The organism is Paractinoplanes ferrugineus (assembly GCF_016862195.1).
Classification (GTDB): domain Bacteria; phylum Actinomycetota; class Actinomycetes; order Mycobacteriales; family Micromonosporaceae; genus Actinoplanes; species Actinoplanes ferrugineus.
Genome location: NZ_BOMM01000008.1, coordinates 226,760 through 243,823, shown reverse-complemented (window position 1 = coordinate 243,823; position 17,064 = coordinate 226,760). Strand labels below are relative to the sequence as shown.

Annotated in this window: 15 protein-coding genes; 7 read left to right on the top strand and 8 right to left on the bottom strand. The window is 70.7% G+C overall.

All coding sequences use genetic code 11. From position 1 onward, the window contains the following. Positions 1-83: 83 nt before the first annotated feature. Complete coding sequence (locus Afe05nite_RS06290) at positions 84-1,793, top strand: alpha/beta hydrolase (protein WP_203816002.1); 1,710 nt, start codon at positions 84-86, stop codon at positions 1,791-1,793. A 15-nt stretch (positions 1,794-1,808) separates the two neighbouring features. After that, a complete protein-coding gene (locus tag Afe05nite_RS06285) occupies positions 1,809-2,843 on the top strand; it encodes a beta propeller repeat protein (RefSeq protein ID WP_203816001.1) in 1,035 nt (344 codons plus the stop codon). Positions 2,844-2,859: 16 nt separating this feature from the next. Here the strand turns inward: Afe05nite_RS06285 and Afe05nite_RS06280 are convergent, their stop codons facing one another. The 3 genes from Afe05nite_RS06280 to Afe05nite_RS06270 form a co-directional block, all read right to left on the bottom strand. Further along, the gene (locus Afe05nite_RS06280) at positions 2,860-3,639 is read right to left on the bottom strand and encodes an ABC transporter ATP-binding protein (RefSeq protein ID WP_203816000.1); all 780 of its coding nucleotides are present in this window, start codon (positions 3,637-3,639) and stop codon (positions 2,860-2,862) included. Between the two features lie 8 nt (positions 3,640-3,647). Beyond that, positions 3,648-4,436: an ABC transporter permease gene (locus tag Afe05nite_RS06275; RefSeq protein WP_203815999.1), complete on the bottom strand. Its 789-nt coding sequence runs from the start codon at positions 4,434-4,436 to the stop codon at positions 3,648-3,650. A gap of 61 nt (positions 4,437-4,497) precedes the next feature. Continuing rightward, positions 4,498-5,529: an ABC transporter substrate-binding protein gene (locus tag Afe05nite_RS06270; protein ID WP_203815998.1), complete on the bottom strand. Its 1,032-nt coding sequence runs from the start codon at positions 5,527-5,529 to the stop codon at positions 4,498-4,500. A gap of 305 nt (positions 5,530-5,834) precedes the next feature. Here Afe05nite_RS06270 and Afe05nite_RS06265 point away from each other — a divergent pair, with 305 nt between their 5' ends. Both Afe05nite_RS06265 and Afe05nite_RS06260 read left to right on the top strand, forming a co-directional pair. After that, entirely contained in the window at positions 5,835-6,479 is a 645-nt protein-coding gene (locus Afe05nite_RS06265) for a GntR family transcriptional regulator (protein WP_239117590.1), read from the top strand. A 12-nt stretch (positions 6,480-6,491) separates the two neighbouring features. Next, positions 6,492-7,421: a DUF6282 family protein gene (locus Afe05nite_RS06260; protein WP_203815996.1), complete on the top strand. Its 930-nt coding sequence runs from the start codon at positions 6,492-6,494 to the stop codon at positions 7,419-7,421. 31 nt (positions 7,422-7,452) lie between these two features. Here Afe05nite_RS06260 and Afe05nite_RS06255 read toward each other — a convergent pair whose 3' ends face one another. Then, on the bottom strand, positions 7,453-8,088 hold the full coding sequence (locus Afe05nite_RS06255) for a response regulator transcription factor (RefSeq protein WP_203815995.1): 636 nt from the start codon (positions 8,086-8,088) through the stop codon (positions 7,453-7,455). After that, on the bottom strand, positions 8,040-9,326 hold the full coding sequence (locus Afe05nite_RS06250) for a sensor histidine kinase (RefSeq protein WP_203815994.1): 1,287 nt from the start codon (positions 9,324-9,326) through the stop codon (positions 8,040-8,042). Before Afe05nite_RS06250 ends, Afe05nite_RS06255 begins: the two co-directional genes overlap by 49 nt. A gap of 110 nt (positions 9,327-9,436) precedes the next feature. Between Afe05nite_RS06250 and Afe05nite_RS06245 the strand changes: the two genes are divergently transcribed. Next, positions 9,437-10,432 (top strand): fatty acid desaturase family protein, encoded by a 996-nt coding sequence (locus Afe05nite_RS06245; protein ID WP_203815993.1) that lies wholly within the window; start codon positions 9,437-9,439, stop codon positions 10,430-10,432. Here Afe05nite_RS06245 and Afe05nite_RS06240 read toward each other — a convergent pair. Then, a complete protein-coding gene (locus tag Afe05nite_RS06240) occupies positions 10,429-12,162 on the bottom strand; it encodes a pyruvate dehydrogenase (protein WP_203815992.1) in 1,734 nt (577 codons plus the stop codon). The two genes, Afe05nite_RS06245 and Afe05nite_RS06240, sit on opposite strands and share 4 nt — an antisense overlap. 254 nt (positions 12,163-12,416) lie before the next feature. Between Afe05nite_RS06240 and Afe05nite_RS06235 the strand changes: the two genes are divergently transcribed. Together Afe05nite_RS06235 and Afe05nite_RS44470 are read left to right on the top strand one after the other, a co-directional pair. Continuing rightward, entirely contained in the window at positions 12,417-13,370 is a 954-nt protein-coding gene (locus tag Afe05nite_RS06235) for a sensor histidine kinase (RefSeq protein WP_203815991.1), read from the top strand. After that, complete coding sequence (locus tag Afe05nite_RS44470; protein ID WP_275407447.1) at positions 13,367-13,495, top strand: hypothetical protein; 129 nt, start codon at positions 13,367-13,369, stop codon at positions 13,493-13,495. Before Afe05nite_RS06235 ends, Afe05nite_RS44470 begins: the two co-directional genes overlap by 4 nt. A 246-nt stretch (positions 13,496-13,741) precedes the next feature. On the opposite strand, the gene Afe05nite_RS06230 is transcribed toward Afe05nite_RS44470, so the two are convergent. Together Afe05nite_RS06230 and Afe05nite_RS06225 are read right to left on the bottom strand one after the other, a co-directional pair. Beyond that, positions 13,742-15,337 carry a glycosyltransferase family 39 protein gene (locus Afe05nite_RS06230; protein WP_239117589.1) on the bottom strand — a complete coding sequence of 532 codons (1,596 nt, stop codon included), beginning with the start codon at positions 15,335-15,337 and terminating at the stop codon, positions 13,742-13,744. Positions 15,338-15,346: 9 nt separating this feature from the next. Then, positions 15,347-17,014 carry an AMP-binding protein gene (locus Afe05nite_RS06225; protein WP_203815990.1) on the bottom strand — a complete coding sequence of 556 codons (1,668 nt, stop codon included), beginning with the start codon at positions 17,012-17,014 and terminating at the stop codon, positions 15,347-15,349. Between the last annotated feature and the right edge of the window lie 50 nt (positions 17,015-17,064).

The window sequence follows — 17,064 nt, the reverse complement described above, 5'->3', positions numbered from 1 at the left end:
TGTCGGCCCGCCCGGTGGCCGGCCCACCCGATCACGGGCATCGGTGGTCGAAGATGTGGGGACGAGCGGCGAGGGGGACGCCTATGCGGAAGCTGGTGGTGAGCGATCCGCCGGACCAGGGCACGGCCCGGAAGAGCCGGATACCGGCGCCGCGGCGCAGTCCCGAGAACACCGTCGTGCGCCGCCGGGTGGTCCGCTGCGGTCTCAGCGTCACCGGCTTCGGCCTCTCCGCACTCTTCTACTGCCTGTCCTTCACGCCGTCGCTGCTCCCCCGCCCCTGGTTCCTGCAGGGCGTGGTGGCCGGGCTCACCGGCGCCATCGGGTACGCGGCCGGCACCGCCGTCGGGGCCCTCGTGCGACTGCGCTGGTGGCCGTCCCGGCGGGTCGAACGGATCGCCTGGTCCCTGCTGTTCGCGCTGGTCCCGATCCTGATCCTGGTCTGCCTCTGGCTCGGCACCCGCTGGCAGCGCGAACTGCGGCTACGCCTCGGCATGGAACCCCAGCAGGAGTACGACGCGCTGCGCACCGTCGGGATCAGCCTGCTCACCTTCGGCCTGCTGCTGCTGATCGCCCGCCTGCTGCGGCTCGGCGCGCACGGCATCGCCCGGCTGCTCGGCCACCTCGTGCCCGACTACGCCGCCTACTGCGCCGGTTTCGTGGTCGTCACCATGCTCAGCTACGGCGCGTTCGACGGCCTGGTCGTCGACAACCTCTACACCACGGCCGACCGCTCGGCCGCCCTCACCGACAGCGGAACCGGCCACGGCGTGGTGCGGCCCGCCTCCGCCCTGCGGTCCGGCGGTCCGGGATCGCTCGTCGACTGGGACTCGCTCGGCCGGCAGGGCCGCAACTTCGTCACCCGGGCCCCCCGCGTCGCCGAACTGGCCGCGTTCACCCGGCAGGCCGCCCGGGAACCGATCCGGCTCTACGCCGGGTTGGCCTCGGCCGAGGACGTCAGCGCCCGGGCCGGGCTGATCGTGCGCGAGATGGACCGCACCGGCGCGTTCGACCGGTCGGTCGTCGCGGTCTTCACCCCGACCGGCACCGGCTGGGTGGACAACGACGTCACCAGTTCCCTGGAATTCATGTACGGCGGGGACACCGCGCTCGTGTCGATGCAGTATTCGTACCTGCCCAGCTCGATCTCGTTCGCGGTCGACCGCAGCAAGGTGACCGAGGCGGCGGCCGCGCTGATCGGCGCGGTCCACGACCGGTGGGCGGCCATGCCGGTCACCGGCCGGCCGAAGTTGCTGATCTTCGGCGAGAGCCTCGGCACGTACGGGACCGAGAAGACGTTCGGCACCGCGGAGAAGATGGTGCGGGGAGCGGACGGCATCCTGCTCGAGGGTCCCACCTTCGCCAACCCGATCCACCAGGAACTCACCGCCGGCCGGGAGGCGGGCAGCACGGTGTGGGATCCGCGCTATCCGGCGCTGCCCGTGGAGTTCGCCTCGCAGGCTCCCGAGTTGCGCTCGCTGACCGGGCCCCGGCCCAAGGTCGTCTACATGCAGAACTCGTCCGACCCGGTGGTCTGGTGGAGCCCGACCCTGCTCTGGCACCGCCCCGGCTGGCTGCGCGGCGAACGCGGCCCCGACGTCACACCCGACATGCACTGGTACCCGGTGGTCACGTTCTGGCAGACCACGGTCGATCTGATCTTCGCGAACAAGGTGCCGGTCGGGCACGGCCACGTCTACAAGTCGGCGGCCGTCGACGGCTGGGCCGCCCTCGCCTCCCCACCTGGCTGGACGGTCGACGACACGCTCCGGCTGCGTGCCTTGCTCGATCGATAGCGGTAACTTCCGAGCATGACGTTGCAGCGGAAGTTGTCGATCCTCGTCGCCGGCGTGGCCCTGCTGGGTGCGGCCGGTTTCAGCCACGGGCGGCCGGAGTGGCAGCTCGGTGACACCGGGACGACCGCCCGGTTCCGGGGGTTGGCGCCGGTCGACGACCGGGTGGCGTGGGTGGCCGGCACCGAGGGCACGATCCTGCGGACCACCGACGGCGGCCGGCACTGGGCCTCGGTCGGGCCGGCCGACGCCGCCGCTCTGCAGTTCCGCGACATCGAGGCGTTCGACGCCCGCAGCGCGGTGGCGCTGACCATCGGCAACGGCACCGACTCGCGCCTCTATGCGACCTCCGACGGCGGCCGCAGCTGGACCGAGACCTTCCGCAACGAGGACCCGAACGCGTTCTACGACTGCGTGACCTTCCTCGACCGCCGCCACGGCCTGGCGTTGTCCGACCCGGTCGACGGCAAGTTCCGCATCCTGGCGACCGCGGACGGCGGACGGACGTGGGCGGTGCGCTCCCCCGCCGGGATGCCGGCCGCCCTCGACGGTGAGTTCGCTTTCGCGGCCGGCGGGACCTGCCTGGTCGCCGCGTCCGGCCGGGCGTGGTTCGCCACCGGCGGCGGTGCCGCGGCGCGCGTCTTCTCCTCCGCCGACGGCGGCCGCTCCTGGTCGGTCAGCTCGACCCCGGTGCCGAGCGGCGCCAGCGCCGGCATCTACAGCCTGGCGTTCCGCGACCGCACGCACGGCCTGGCGGTCGGCGGCGACTACGCGACTCCGGCAACGGCACCGGCCGGTGCCGCATATCTGCGCGGCCGCACCTGGACGGTTGCCCGAACGGTCCCCGGCGAGTACCGCTCGGGCGTCACCTGGATCGGCCGGGGACCGGGGGCCCTGGCGGTCGGCCCGACGGGAAGCGACCTGACTCTCGACGGCGGCCGGACCTGGAAACGCTTCGACACGGGAAGCTTCGACGCGGTCTCGTGCACCGGCGCCGGCGCCTGCTGGGCCTCCGGTGAACAGGGCCGGGTGGCGAAGCTGCGCTGGCGCTGACGGCCGCCGGGCGCCGCTAGGCCGTCTGGGTCCTGGGCAGGTGCGCGTCGCTCAGCAGCAGCGAGTGCAGTTCGGCCGAGATGTTCGCGACCTGGTCCAGGTGGGCGTTGTGGCCGAAGGAGCGCGGGCGCGGGATCGGGATCTCGACCAGGCGGCGCAGTTGGCCGGGGCGGGAGCTCAGGACCGCGACCCGGTCGGCCAGCAGGACGGCCTCCTGGATCGAGTGGGTCACGAATATCATGGTGGTCCCCAGCTCCATGTGGATCCGCTGGAGCTCGACCGCCAGTTCCTCGCGGGTCAGCGCGTCGAGGGCGGAGAACGGCTCGTCCAGGAGCATGACCTTCGGGTTCTGGATCAGCGCCCGGCAGAGCGAGACCCGCTGCTGCATGCCGCCGGAAAGCTCGTGCGGCAGGCGCTTGCGGAACGCCGTCAGACCGGTCATCTCCAGCAGGCGGTCGGCGTTGGCCCGGTGCTCGGACTTCCGCCAGCCGAAGATCTCGACCGGGAGCATGACGTTGTCCTCGACCGAGCGCCACGGCAGCAGCGCCGGTTTCTGGAAGACCATCGCCACGTCCCGCCGGGGGCCGCGCACCGTCTCGCCGGCCACCTGGACCGCACCGGCCGTGGGTTTCAGCAGGCCGGCGACCATGCGCAGCAGCGTGGACTTGCCGCAGCCGGAGCGGCCGATCACGGTGAGGAACTCGCCCTCGCCGACCGTCAGGTTGATGTCCCGGATCGCCTCGACCGGGCCGGACCTGCCCTTGAACGTCTGCGATACGCCGTCGATGGTGATCATCTGTTACCTCAGGAGTTGATGGTCCGGGCCCAGGGGACGAGCACCCGCTCGATCCCGGCTACCAGGTAGAAGAGGACTACGCCGAGGAGCGCCAGCAGGACCAGGGCGGCGAAGGCGAGCGGGGTGTCGTTGGACGCGCCCGAGCCCGCGATCACCGAGCCGAGGCCGTGGTCGGGGTTGACCACCTCACCGATCACCGCGCCGATGATGGCGAGCGGGGTGGCCACCTTGAGGCCGACGAAGACCTGCGGGAGCGCCCAGGTGAGCCGCACTTTGACGAACGTCTGCCACCACGACGCCTTCAGCGAGCGGGCCAGTTCGCGCAGGTCGGCGGGGGTGGAGGTGAGCCCCGCCATGGTCGAGACGATCACCGGGAAGAAGCTGAGCAGCACCACCATGACGATCTTGGGGCTGTCCCCGAAGCCCATCCAGACGAGCAGCAGCGGAGCGAGTGCCACCTTCGGGATCGCGTTCACCGCGGCCAGGACCGGCATCGCCATCCGCTCGACGACGCTCGACGCGGCGAGGGTCACCGCGATCGCGAGGCCGCCGGCCACGGCGATCACGAAGCCGATCAGCACGCGCTGCAGGGTGGTCCAGGTTTCCTGCAGAAGATATTGCGGGGTACGCATGAACGAGTCGATGACGTCGACCGGGGACGGCAGGTAGAACGGGTCGATGTGGAACGCCGCAGTGGCACCCCACCACGCCCCGATCGTGATGACCGCGCCCAGAATCGGCAACGCGGCATTGACCCACACCCGCGATCCCCGCGAGCCGGCCACGATGTCCGTCATTTTTGGAGCTCCTGTGTAGAGCGATGCGCGGGGCGGGAGCCTACCCGCCCCGCGCCGCGCGTCAGCTTGCCGGGATGAAGCTGAAGTCGACGATCTTGTCCGGGGTCAGGCCGGCCGGCATCAGGCCGTTGCCCTGGAGCACGGCGATGCTACGCGCCACCCGCTCCTGGTCGATGTGGCCGAGCTTGGCGCCGTTGGGCGACGACACGTACGGCTTCATCGCGTTGATCTCACCGATCGCGGCCGGCACCGCGGCCGTCGGCTCGGCCTTGTTCAGGATCGCGGCCGCCTCGTCCGGGTGGTCGAGGGTGTACTGCAGGCCCTTCATGGCGGCGTCGGTGAACTTCTGCACCAGAGCCTTGTCGCTGGTGATCGTCTCCTCGCGGGCGATGATCGCGTTGCCGAACAGGTCGGACAGGTACTCCGAGTACGGCATCACCGTCACGGTCTTCTTCGAGACCGTCTCCAGGGCCTTCTTGGACAGCAGGAAGGTCGACAGCGCGTCCACCCGGTTCTGTGCCATCAGGCCGTTGAGCGCGGTGGTCGGCGAGCCCTGCATCGTCACGGTCTTGGCGTCGAGACCGGCCTGCTTCGCGTACGCCGGGAACAGCAGCTCGCTGACCGAACCCTTACCGGTGGCCACGGTCTTGCCGGCCAGGTCGGTCGGCTTGGTGATGGCCGGGTTGGTCGTCATGATCGAGACGAGGGTCTGCTGGTGGATCGCGGCCACGGCGCGCCAGTTGGTGAACTCGCCCTTGCCGGCCTGGATCTCCGCACCGGTGAAGTCGAGGGCCGCGAACTGCGCCTGGCCCGTCTTGATCGCCGTCAGGTTCTGGACGTTGCCCGCGCCCTTCTCGATCGTGATGTCGATGCCGGCGTCCTTGAAGTAGCCCTTCTCCTTCGCCACCCAGATGAAGGAGTCCCGGCCGACGGCGCCGAACGCCGTCTCGTAGGTGACCTTCTTCAGCTCACCGGACGAGCCGGCCGCGGTGCCGCCGCCGGCGGTGCTGTCGTCGTCCTTGGAACAAGCACTCGCCGTCACAAGCACCGTGGCGAGCAACGTCACCGCCAGCACCCGAGAGCGTTTGAACATCCTGAAAGCCTCCTGAGAATCCGGCGGTCCGATCGGCGCCGATGACTGTTCGTCTGACCTGCGTGGACGGTGCGTCGATTGACGCTCGTCCGTCTGGGCCCGCGTCCGGTCGAGATCGTAGAGCAGGGGATCTCACCTGTCATGGCTCCCTTATCCGTCCAAATCGACCGTCATATACTGGCCACCGCCTTCCGAAATGGACATTGACGCAGGTCAGCCGACGGTTGACAGTGATCCGGCGGGTTGTGATGCTGTGCACAAGATTGTTTGCAATTCGATGCCGGTTTCTTGGGGGGACATCTTTCGTGACGTCGCCTGCTGTCGACGACGCCTACGAGCGGCTGCGGTCCCTCATCTTCAGCGGCGAACTGATGCCGAACGAACGCCTCGTCGAGACCGACCTGGCCGAGCGATTACAGGTCACCCGGGCCGTGGTGCGGACCGCTCTGGTCCGCCTCGGGCAGGACGGCATCGTCGTGCTCACCCCGCACCGGGGCGCCCGGGTGCGGGTCGTCACCGACGCCGAGGCGGTGGAGATCCTGCAGGCGCGGGCAGTGCTCGAGGCGCTGGCCGCCCGGCAGGCCGCCGTGCTGGCCACCGCCCGCGAGGTGACCACCATCCGCCGGATCCTGTCCGGGATGGCGCACAAGATCGCCGACGGTGATCTGCTCGGCTACTCCGAGGGCAACGCCACCCTGCACGCCGCAATCATCGCCGCCGCCCGACACGAGACGGCCGCCCGGCTCATCGCCGGGTTGCGGGCGCAGATGGTGCGGTTCCAGTTCCGGACCATCCTCGTTCCCGGCCGGTCCGCGCACTCGCTGGCCGAACACACCGCGGTCGTGGACGCCATCGCGAGGCGCGACCCGGACGCCGCCGAGATGGCCATGCGGCATCACCTGAGTCATGTCGAGGCGGCGTTGTCCCACGTCGCCCGTCGTCGTTCTTAGTTTTGGAGTTTCATGTCCGAGCACCCTGCCCCGTCCTCCGCCGCCCGCGAACTGGTCGCCGGGGCCTATGACACCCACGTGCACGTCGCGCCCGACGTGATGGAGCGCCGGATCGACGATCTGTCGCTGGCCGCCCGGTTCGCCGCCGTCGGGCTCGCCGGTTTCGTGCTCAAGTCGCACTACGTGACGACGGCCGAACGGGCCTCGGTCGTCCGGGCGGCCGCCCCCGGGGTCGACGCCCTCGGCGCGATCACGCTGAACGGCTCGATGGGCGGCATGAACCCGGCCGCCGTCGAGATCGCCGGTCGCCTCGGCGCGCGGGTCGTCTGGATGCCCACCGTGGACTCGCGCAACCAGCGCAGCTCCACCGCCACCGACCTGCCCGGCAGCAAGCCGGCGATGTGGGGGGCGCTGCAGGCCGACCTGCACGCTCAGGGCATCGTGCCGGACGTGGTGGAGGTCGTCGGGGCCGACGGCCTCGTCCTCGACCAGGTGCGCAAGGTGCTGCGGGTGATCGCCCGGCACGACATGGTGCTGGCCACCGGCCACCTCTCGGCGCCGGAGATCCTCGCGGTGGTGCGGGCGGCGAAACAGGAGGGGGTACGCCGGGTGGTCGTGACCCACCCGGAGTTCACCTCGCAGCGTCTGTCCGTCGCCCAACAGCAGGAGCTGGCCGCGGCGGGCGCGTTGCTGGAGCGCTGCTTCACGACGCCGTTCACCGGCAAGGTCTCGTGGGAGGACCTGTTCGCCAACATCCGGGCGGTCGGCGTCACGCACTCCGTCCTCTCCAGCGACCTGGGCCAGCCGTTCAACCCGCCGGTCGAGGACGGCCTGGCCCTGTTCGCGGATCGCTTGCTGGCGGCCGGTTTCGCCGCCGAGGAGATCCGCACGATGGCCGTGGCGAACTCCCGCTTCCTCGCCGCCGCACCCGCCCCCGCCTGACCCAGCCGGCTGACCCGGCCGGCTGGTCCGGTCAGGCGTTGAGGTAGGCGAGGACGGCCCGGACCCGGCGGTTGTCGTCGTCCGACGGCGGCAGGGACAGCTTGGTGAAGATTCCGTTGATGTGCTTGCTCACCGCCTTCTCCGACACGAACAGCTTGGCCGCTATGGCGGCGTTCGACCGGCCCGCCGCCATCTCGGCAAGCACCTCGCGCTCCCGGGCCGTGAGGACATCCAGGGGCCGGCTGCGGTCGAGGAGACGGGCCACCACCTCGGGATCCATCACCGTGCCGCCGTCGGCGACCTGGCGGACCGCGTCGACGAACTCGGCCACGTCGCAGACGCGGTCCTTCAGCAGGTAGCCGACAGCACCCCGGCGGTCGCCCAGCAACTCGCGGGCGTAGAGCGGCTCGACGTGCTGCGACAGCACCAGGATCGGCATGCCGGGGACGACGCCGCGGGCCGCGATCGCCGCCTGCAACCCCTCGTCGGTGAACGTCGGCGGCAACCGCACGTCGACCACCGCCACGTCGGGCTTGTGTTCGCGCAGTGTCGGCAGCAGCTCGGGGCCGTTGTCGACGGTGGCGACGACCTCGAACTCGAACGCCTCGAGCAGACGGGTCAGGCCGTCACGGAGGAGAGCGTGGTCCTCGGCGATGACGACACGCACGGCAGCTCCATGGTCACGACGGTCGGGCCGCCCGGCGGACTGGACAACGTCATCGTGCCATCGAAGGCGCCCAACCGTCGGGTGATGCCGGCCAGGCCGGTGCCCCGACCCGGGTCGGCGCCGCCCCGGCCGTCATCGCCCACCTCCATGCGGAGCCGGTCGTCGTCGCGGTGAATGCGCACGTAGGCGACGGTGGCCCCGCTGTGCACGGTGGCGTTGGACAGCGCCTCGGCGATCGCGAAATAGGCTGCCGACTCGACAGGCGTGTCGAGCCGCTCGGTCACGTCGGACTCGACGGCGGTGGGCAGGCGCATGGTGAGCGCGAGCGCCCGCACCGCGCCGTCGAGCCCCCGCTCGGCCAGCACCGGCGGATGAATGCCGCGCACCAGGTGGCGCAGCTCGACCAGAGCGGTCGTGCTGACCTCGCGGGCCTCGGCGAGCAGCTTGCGGGCCGACTCCGGGTCGCGGCCGATCAGCTCCTCGGCCAGGCCGATGGTCATGCCGAGCGAGACGAGCCGCGCCTGCGCCCCGTCGTGCAGATCGCGCTCGATCCGGCGCAGCTCGGCGGCCTGGGCATCGACCGTGTCGGCACGGCTGAAGGAGAGCTCGACGACCCGGGCCCGCAGCCGGGCGTTGCCGGTGGGCGAGAGCAACAGGGCGGCGAACAGGGCGTCGCACCGGCGGACGTAGGGCGCCGCGGCCAGACCGATGGCCAGGAACAGGGCGCCTTGCGGCAACGACAGCAGACCCTCGCTGACGGTGTGGATCGGCCAGATGAAGCCGTAGCCGTACGACCCGGTGCCGAGCCAGATCCACAATGGCAGGAGCAGGATGCCCTGGACGCCGTAGAGCGGGATGGCGAGTGTCGCCAGGCCGAGGCCGAGGCCGACCACCGCGCCGGGCACCAGCCAGGCCAGATCACGCCAGGTCGCCGGGTCGGTGAGGATCCACCGGCAGGCCTGCCACCCGATCGGGCCGGCCTCCGCCGGACGCACCCGATAAGGCCGCTCGATCGGCACGCCGTGCCGGGCGGCGATGCGGCGGGCGGCGTCGGCCCGGAGTCGGACCAGCGCGGTCACCGCCGGCACCAGGACCAGGCCGAGGCCCAGCACCGGGGTCGACACAAGCGCGACGAGGAAGAGGACGAACAGCGCGAAGTTGGCGATCGAGAGGGCGATCGTGAGCACGCTGCCACCCACCGCTCGCAAGCCGTCGCGAATCCAGTCCGTCGTTTCCATGGACTCCATCCTCGCGCTTCGGGACCGGAAACTCAGTAGTGCTAGCACTACTGCGGGAGAGGTGCTGGCACTGCTGACTTGTCCGCCCTCAAGCGGTTGGCTCTATCGGCATGACAGCGACGACCGAACGCACTCGCACCGATTTCGCGGAGCTGGCCGGCCGCATCAACGCGGCCGGCCTGCTCGACCGGCAACCCGCCTATTACGCCGTCCGGCTCGGTGCGGTCGCCGCCGCACTGGTCGGCGGCTGGGTCGCCTTCTTCCTGATCGGGGCCTCGTGGTGGACCCTGGCCGTGGCGGTGTTCCTGGCCGTGGTGTTCGCCCAGGTCGCCCTCGTGGCCCACGACCTGGCCCACCGGCAGGTGTTCCGCACCAACGCGCCGAGCCGGCGGGCCGGCCTGATCGCGGGCAACCTGGCGATCGGCATGTCCTACGGCTACTGGATGGACAAGCACACCAAGCACCATGCCAACCCCAACCACGACGACCTCGATCCCGACGTCGGGCCGGGGGTGCTGGTGTGGAGCCGGGAGGCGGCCCAGGACAACCGGTTCCTCGTCCGCTACCAGGCCTTTTTCTTCTTCCCGCTGCTCACCCTGCTCGGCCTGTCGTTGCACCGGGACAGCATCCGGGCGCTGCGGAACGGCACCGTCAGCAAGCGCGGCGTCGAGAGCGCGCTGCTCGCCGCCCACTTCGTCTTCTACGCCTCGGCGCTGCTGCTGGTGCTTTCGCCGGTGCAGGCACTGGTCTTCCTCGTGGTGCACCAGGGGTTGTTCGGGGTCTACCTGGGGCTGACGTTCGCACCCAACCACAAGGGCATGCCGCACCCCGACGGCTCCGAGGACTTCTTCCGCAAGCAGGTGCTGACCTCGCGCAACGTACGGGGTGGGCGGCTGACCGACGCGGCGCTGGGCGGGCTCAACTACCAGATCGAGCACCACCTGTTCCCGGCCATGCCGACGCCCAATCTGCGCAAGGCACAGCCGATCGTCCAGCGCTACTGCGCGGAGATCGGCGTGCCCTACGAGATGACGTCGCTGTTCGATTCGTACGCTCAGGCCCTGCGCCACCTGCACGACGTGGGCGCCGAGCTACGTGCGCGCTAGATGTTGCGCAGGTTGGTCCGGGCCAGGTGAACCATCTGACCCACCCCGCCGGCGAGCACGGTGCGGCCGGCCGCGAGCGCGAAACCGCCCGCCTCGGCCTTGGTGATGTGCGGCGGCAACTCCAGCGCGTCCGGGTCGGTCACGACGTCGAGCAGCGCCGGGCCGTCGTGGTCGAGCACCTCGCGCATGGCGGCCCGCAGATCCGCCGGCTTCTCCACGCGTACGGTGTGCAGGCCGGCCGCCCGGGCGATCGCGGCGAAGTCGACGCTCTCGTGGTCGGTCTCGAACGGCGGGTCACCGGCCACCAGCATCTCGAGGCGCACCATGCCGAGGCTCGAGTTGTTGAAGACGACCACCTTCACCGGCAGCCGGTGGGTGCGGGCCGTGAGCAGTTCGCCGAGCAGCATGGCCAGGCCGCCGTCGCCCGACATCGACACGACCTGACGACCACGGTCGAGCATCTGGGCACCGAGAGCCTGCGGGAGCGCGTTCGCCATCGTGCCGTGCACCCACGAGCCGAGCAGCCGGCGGCGACCGTTCGGGGTGATGTAACGGGCGATCCACGAGCAGCACATGCCGGTGTCGGCGGTGAAGATCGCGTCGTCGGCGGCCTCCTCGTCGAGCACCCGGGCGACATATTCCGGGTGGATCGGAGTCAGGTGGTCGATGTCGTGGGTGTAGGCGTCGACGACCCGGTCCAGCTCCTTCGAGTGCTTGCCGAGCATGCTGTCCAGGAAGTCCCGCTTCTTCGGCGAGAGCTTCGGCAGCAGCGCCCGGATGGTCGCGCCCACGTCGCCGGCCACCCCCATCTCCAGGGCGGTCCGCCGGCCCAGCCGGGACGGGTCGATGTCGATCTGCACGGTGTTCTTCTGCGGCAGGAACTGCCGGTAGGGGAAGTCGGTGCCGAGCAGCAGGAGCAGGTCGGCCTCGTGGCACGCCTCGTAACAGGCGCCGTACCCGAGAAGGCCGGACATGCCCACGTCGTACGGGTTGTCGTACTGCAACGACTCCTTGCCCCGCAGGCTGTGCCCGACCGGCGCGTTCAGGACCGAGGCGAGCTGAAGCACCTCGTCGCGGGCACCCGCGCAGCCGATCCCGCCGAAGATGGCGACACGCGAGGCGGAGTTGATCCGCTCGGCCAGCGCGTCGATGACGTCGGCCGGCGGCGCGCCGAGCACCCGGCCGGCGATCGGATGACCCACGCCGGTCTCGTTCTCCGCCTCGGCCTCGAGCACGTCGCCGGGCACGACCAGCACCGCGGCGCCCTGCTTGCCGACCGCCGCCTGGATGCCGACCCGGGCCATCCGCGGCATCTGGCCGGGCGAGGACACCAGCTCGGTCCAGTGGCTGGCCTGTTCGAAGAGGCGCTTCGGATCGGTCTCCTGGAAGAAGCCGGTGCCGATCTCGGTGGAGACGATGTGCGACGCGATCGCCAGCACCGGCGCACCGGACCGGTGGGCGTCGAAGATCCCCTGGATGAGGTGGGTGTTGCCGGGCCCGCAGCTGCCGGCACAGACCGCCAGCTCGCCGGTGAGCTGCGCCTCCGCCGAAGCCGCGAAGGCCGCCGCCTCCTCGTTGTGCACGTGGACCCATTCGATGGCGTCGTTGCGCCGGATGGCGTCACTCAGCGAGTTGAGGCTGTCCCCCACCAGGCCGTAGATCCGGCGGACCCCCGCCTGCACCAGCACCTCGACCAATTGGTCAGCAACCGTCTGCTTCTTCCCGAACACGTCGAGCCTCCTGCCCTCATGGAAACGTAGGGGGATTACCCCCGCCGCCCATCGCTGAACGGAGAACTCGATGAATCCGCGTCTCACCGGCGAGATCACCGTGCTCAATGCCGAGCATCCGGGCCCGGGCCGGGCGACTACTGTTGCGTCATGACCTCGACGAGCGTCGCGCCCGTCGGACGAGCTGCCTCGACCGTCGCGGCCCGCAGCGCCGGCCCGCTCGGGCTGCCCCACCCGCGGGCGGGGAGCCCCCGATGAGGACCGGAGCCGCCGCCGGCCACCTCGGCTATTACCACGAGGCCGCCTGCTACGAGTCCGACGAAGAGCTGCTGGCGGTGGCCGTGCCGTTCCTGACCGGGGGCGTCGAAGCCGGTGAACCGACAGTGGTGGCGCTGGGCGAACGCACCACCGACCTGGTGCGGTCCGCGCTGCCGGCCGGGCTGGACGTGACCTTCCTGACCGGCGGTTCGGTCTATGCTCGCCCGGCCGCGGCCATCCGGTCGTACCGGAAGCTGCTCGCCGACCTGGTGGCCGGCGGCGCCTCGCAGATCCGGATCATCGGTGAGCTCTCGCCCGTCGACCTCGGCGTGACCTGGGACTGGTGGGCGCGCTACGAGTCGGCCATCAACCACGCCTACGACGAGTTCCCGCTGTGGGGCATGTGCGCCTACGACACCGCTGACATCCCGGCCGACGCCCTCGCCGACGTGCTGCGTACGCACCCACGCACGGCCATGCCGGACGGTTCGCACATGCCGAACGAGGCGTACACCGAGCCCGGGCATTTTCTGGCCGAACCCCGGCCGCCGATCGTCGACCCGGTGCAGCACACCGAGCCGCTCGCCGACCTGATCGAGCCGAGCCTGGCCGACGCCCGCTGGGTCGTGCGCGCCGCCGACCGCGGCCACCTGCCCCCGGACGACATCGACGACCTGCTGGTGGCGGTCAGCGAGGCGGTGGCGAACGCGTACAAGCACGGGCGCGGCCCGGTCCGCATGCGGCTGTGGTGCGGCCCCGACCGCATCGTCGCCTCGGTCACCGACGCGGGCGCCGGCCCCAAGGACCCGTTCGTCGGCCTGTTGCCGGCGGGCGACGGCGCCAACGGCGGCCTGGGCCTGTGGATCACCCACCAGTCGTGCAACCACGTGGCGATGCACCGCGACGCCGACGGCTTCACGATCCGCCTGATCGCCGGCAACCCCCGGTGACGGACAGGTTCGCCCTCGACCCGCGCGCCCGAGCCGCGATCCGCCACGTCGACCAGATCCGCCGGCCCTACCACCACGTGCTTCCGAGGAGTACGTCTACGTCCTGGCCCGCGGTGTCGTACTGACGATGCGATGGCTGGACCGGTACGCCCGGCGCCGCCCGTGCCGCCACGAACGCCTGGCGACCTACCAGTTCTTCGGCGAACCGGGCCGCCGCCACCTTCGAACGGGTCACCCGGGAACGGATGCTCAACGGGTCCCGCGCCCACTGGCCCCGCTCGGCAACGCCCTGGTGAGCGCGACCCCGGGCTGGCCGGTCCGCCTGGCCGGGCACGCGACTTTGCCGGCCGGAGCGGCCGCGGGTCACGGGTTCACCGGCGGTAGATGCGGATCGAGTAGCCGACGTTGTCGATTTCGGTGCTTGTGTCGATCAGCTGTTTCAGCTGGCCCTTGGCGAGCGCGACCCGGGAGTCCGAGACGACGAGGAGGCCGTGCACCTCGTCGCTGGGGGTGCCGAGCGGATTCCTGCCCTGGATGCCGTAGTAGCCGGGCACACCGGCTCCCTTGTAGACCAGCCAGACCGGCTCGTTCGGGTAGCGCTCTCGCAGCCGGGTGCCGAGCCGGGCCAGGTCCTGGCCCCAGTCGACGTTCGAGTCGTGCAGGTTGAGATGGGTGTGCGAGGTCCCGCCGAAGGCCTCGTTCGAATAGGGCAGGTAGTAGGGGAAGGTCAGCATGGAACTGACCGCCACGTAAGCCACCAGCACGCCGGCCCCGATGCGCGCGAAACGGAAACGGAGCAGCACGACGGTGCCGGCGACGACGGCCAGGAAGATCGGCACGAAGACGACATAGCGGGTGCCGTAGTCGCGGGCCCCGGTCATCGCGATCAGCATCAGCGCGGTGGCCGGCAGCAGGAGGTAGAGCAGGGCGATCCGCAGGGCGGGCTTGACCACCATCGTCACGATTCCGGCCAGCCACATCGCGAGCATGCCGAGCGGCGTCTTGATGAGCAGCGCGACCGGCAGGTAATACCAGAGCGAGCCGCGGTAGGCGCGGCCGAGCAGGAAGCCGTTGAAGCTCCGCGACTCGAACCGGAATTGGATCAGCACACCGTCCCGGTAGGCCTTGGGGAACGGCAGCAGGTCGACCGCGAGCCCTTTCAGCCCGCCCGGGTTCGGCACCGGCGTGGTCCACCGCAGGCGGGGGTCGACGGCCAGGTAGACGAGCCAGACGACGGCGACGGCGAGCAGTCCGACCCCGATCGCCGCGGCGGCGCGCGACAGCAGGGAGCGCCACCAGGTGGCCGGCCGGCCGAGGACGGCGGGCGACAAAGCGGCCAGAGCGACCACTATGGGTACGGCGGGGAGCGCGCTCATCCGGGTCGCGAGGGCGGCGCCCAGTGCCAGCCCGGCCAGCGGCAGATAAAGACGTGGTCGTTCCCGGGACCGCCACAGCATCCAGAAGCTGGTGAGCAACATCCCGGCGGCCGGCACGTCAAGCGTGGCGAGCGAGCCGTGCGCGATCACGTCGGGTGAGAACGCGTAGAGCGCGAGCGCCACCAGTCCGCCCCGGGGGCCCGCCAGGTCCCGGGCGAACCCGAGCACGACGAGTCCGATCGCCAGGGTCAGCAGGATCATCGGGAGGCGGGCCAGCAGCATCAGCCGGAACGGGTTGTGGCCGGTCTCGTAGAGCAGGTGCCGGCCGAGCCGGGTCTGGTCGCCCGGGTAGGACGGGTCGAGCCGGACGTCGTCGAACGCCAGGCCGGTCGCCATCAGCAGTTTGCCGAGCGGCGGGTGTTCCGGGTTGTAGCGCAGGCTGTGCTGCTGGGTGAGCACCTCGGCGGTGGCCACGTAGACCGGCTCGTCGATGGTCGGCGCCTGTTGCAGCGCCGTGGTCACCATCGCGAACGCCATGCCGCCCAGTAGTGCTACGACAGTAAGGAGGTAGGCGAGGCGTCGGCGCGGCACCGCGCAAACCTACCCGGCGTATTCCCCCGCCGGTGCCACCGAGGCGTCGGCGTGCTTCGCCAGCTCGGCCTCGCGCAACTCGACGCGACGGATCTTGCCGGAGATCGTTTTCGGGAGCGCCGAGAACTCCAGGCGACGGATCCGGGCGTACGGCGGCATGTGCTCCTTCGCGTACGCGAAAATGGCCGCCGCCGTCGAAGCCGAGGCCTCCCAACCCTTCGCGAGCACGACGTAGGCCTTCGGCACCGCCAGCCGCAGCGGGTCGGGCGACGGCACCACGGCCGCCTCCACCACCGCTTCGTGCTCGATGAGCACGCTCTCCAGCTCGAACGGCGAGATGCGGTAGTCGGATGCCTTGAACACGTCGTCGGTGCGCCCCACGTAGGTGATGTAGCCGTCGTCGTCGCGGCCGGCCACGTCGCCGGTGTGGTAATAGCCGCCGGTCGTCCGCTCGACGGTGAGCTCCTCGTCGCCGTGGTAACCGACCATCAGCCCGAGCGGCCGCGGGTCGAGCGCCACGCAGATCTCCCCCTCCGCCGCCGGCTCCTGGGTGACCGGGTCGATCAGCTCGATGCGGTAACCGGGGACGGGGCGGCCCATCGAGCCCGGCTTGACCGGCTGACCGGGGGTGTTGGCGATCTGCACGGTGGTCTCGGTCTGCCCGAAGCCGTCCCGGATGGTCCGCCCCCACGCCTTGCGCACCTGGTCGATGACCTCAGGGTTGAGCGGCTCGCCGGCCCCGACGACCACCCGCGGCGGGGTACGCAGCGCGGACAGGTCGGCCTGGATGAGCATGCGCCACACGGTCGGCGGCGCGCAGAAGCTGGTCACGCCGCACCGTTGCATCTCGGCCAGCAGCCGGCCGGCGTCGAAGCGGGTGTAGTTGTAGATGAAGACGCAGGCCTCGGCGTTCCACGGGGCGAAGACGTTGCTCCACGCGTGCTTGGCCCAGCCCGGCGAGGAGATGTTGAGGTGCACGTCACCGGGCCGCAGGCCGATCCAGTACATCGTCGAGAGATGTCCGACGGGATAGGACTGGTGGGTGTGCTCGACGAGCTTGGGACGCGCGGTCGTGCCGGAGGTGAAATAGAGCAGCAGGGTGTCGGTCGCCCGGGTCGCCCCGTCCGGGACGAACCGGTCATCGGCCGCATAGGCGTCGTGGAAGGCCGCCCAGCCCGGCCGGACCGGCCCGACCGCGATCCGGGTGACGTCGAGGTCGTCGAACTTCGCCGCGGACGTGGACGCGACGATCACGTGCCGGGCCCCGCCCCGGGCCACCCGCCCGGCCGAGTCGGCCACCCCGAGCAGCGGCGTCGCCGGGATCAGGATCGCGCCGAGCTTCATCGCGGCCAGGATCGTCTCCCAGAGCTCGGCCTGGTTGCCGAGCATCACCACGATCCGGTCGCCGCGCCGGATGCCCTGCGCGCGCAGCCAGTTGGCCACCTGGTTGGAGCGGCGGGACATCTCGGCGAAGGAGAACTTCCGCTCGGAGCCGTCCTCTTCGACGATCCACAACGCCGGCGCCTCGTTGCCGTCGGCGATCACGTCGAACCAGTCGAGCGCCCAGTTGAACTCGTCGAGCTCCGGCCAGCGGAACCCGGCCGCGGCCTTCTCGTACTCCTCGGCGTACGCCACCAGGAAGTCCCGTGCCTGCCGAAATACCTCCGTGCCCGTCATGGGTGACAGACTGCGCCGGGCGCCGCGCCGAACGGTACCCCCGAACGGGG

What these genes read in the sequence shown, in the direction of transcription:
- Afe05nite_RS06280 (WP_203816000.1), bottom strand. Translation starts at nt 3,639, where the DNA reads ATGATCACCATCGACGGCGTATCGCAGACGTTCAAGGGCAGGTCCGGC.
- Afe05nite_RS06235 (WP_203815991.1), top strand. Translation starts at nt 12,417, where the DNA reads ATGAGGACCGGAGCCGCCGCCGGCCACCTCGGCTATTACCACGAGGCC.
- Afe05nite_RS06260 (WP_203815996.1), top strand. Translation starts at nt 6,492, where the DNA reads ATGTCCGAGCACCCTGCCCCGTCCTCCGCCGCCCGCGAACTGGTCGCC.
- Afe05nite_RS06290 (WP_203816002.1), top strand. Translation starts at nt 84, where the DNA reads ATGCGGAAGCTGGTGGTGAGCGATCCGCCGGACCAGGGCACGGCCCGG.
- Afe05nite_RS06250 (WP_203815994.1), bottom strand. Translation starts at nt 9,326, where the DNA reads ATGGAAACGACGGACTGGATTCGCGACGGCTTGCGAGCGGTGGGTGGC.
- Afe05nite_RS06285 (WP_203816001.1), top strand. Translation starts at nt 1,809, where the DNA reads ATGACGTTGCAGCGGAAGTTGTCGATCCTCGTCGCCGGCGTGGCCCTG.
- Afe05nite_RS06245 (WP_203815993.1), top strand. Translation starts at nt 9,437, where the DNA reads ATGACAGCGACGACCGAACGCACTCGCACCGATTTCGCGGAGCTGGCC.
- Afe05nite_RS06275 (WP_203815999.1), bottom strand. Translation starts at nt 4,436, where the DNA reads ATGACGGACATCGTGGCCGGCTCGCGGGGATCGCGGGTGTGGGTCAAT.
- Afe05nite_RS06225 (WP_203815990.1), bottom strand. Translation starts at nt 17,014, where the DNA reads ATGACGGGCACGGAGGTATTTCGGCAGGCACGGGACTTCCTGGTGGCG.
- Afe05nite_RS06270 (WP_203815998.1), bottom strand. Translation starts at nt 5,529, where the DNA reads ATGTTCAAACGCTCTCGGGTGCTGGCGGTGACGTTGCTCGCCACGGTG.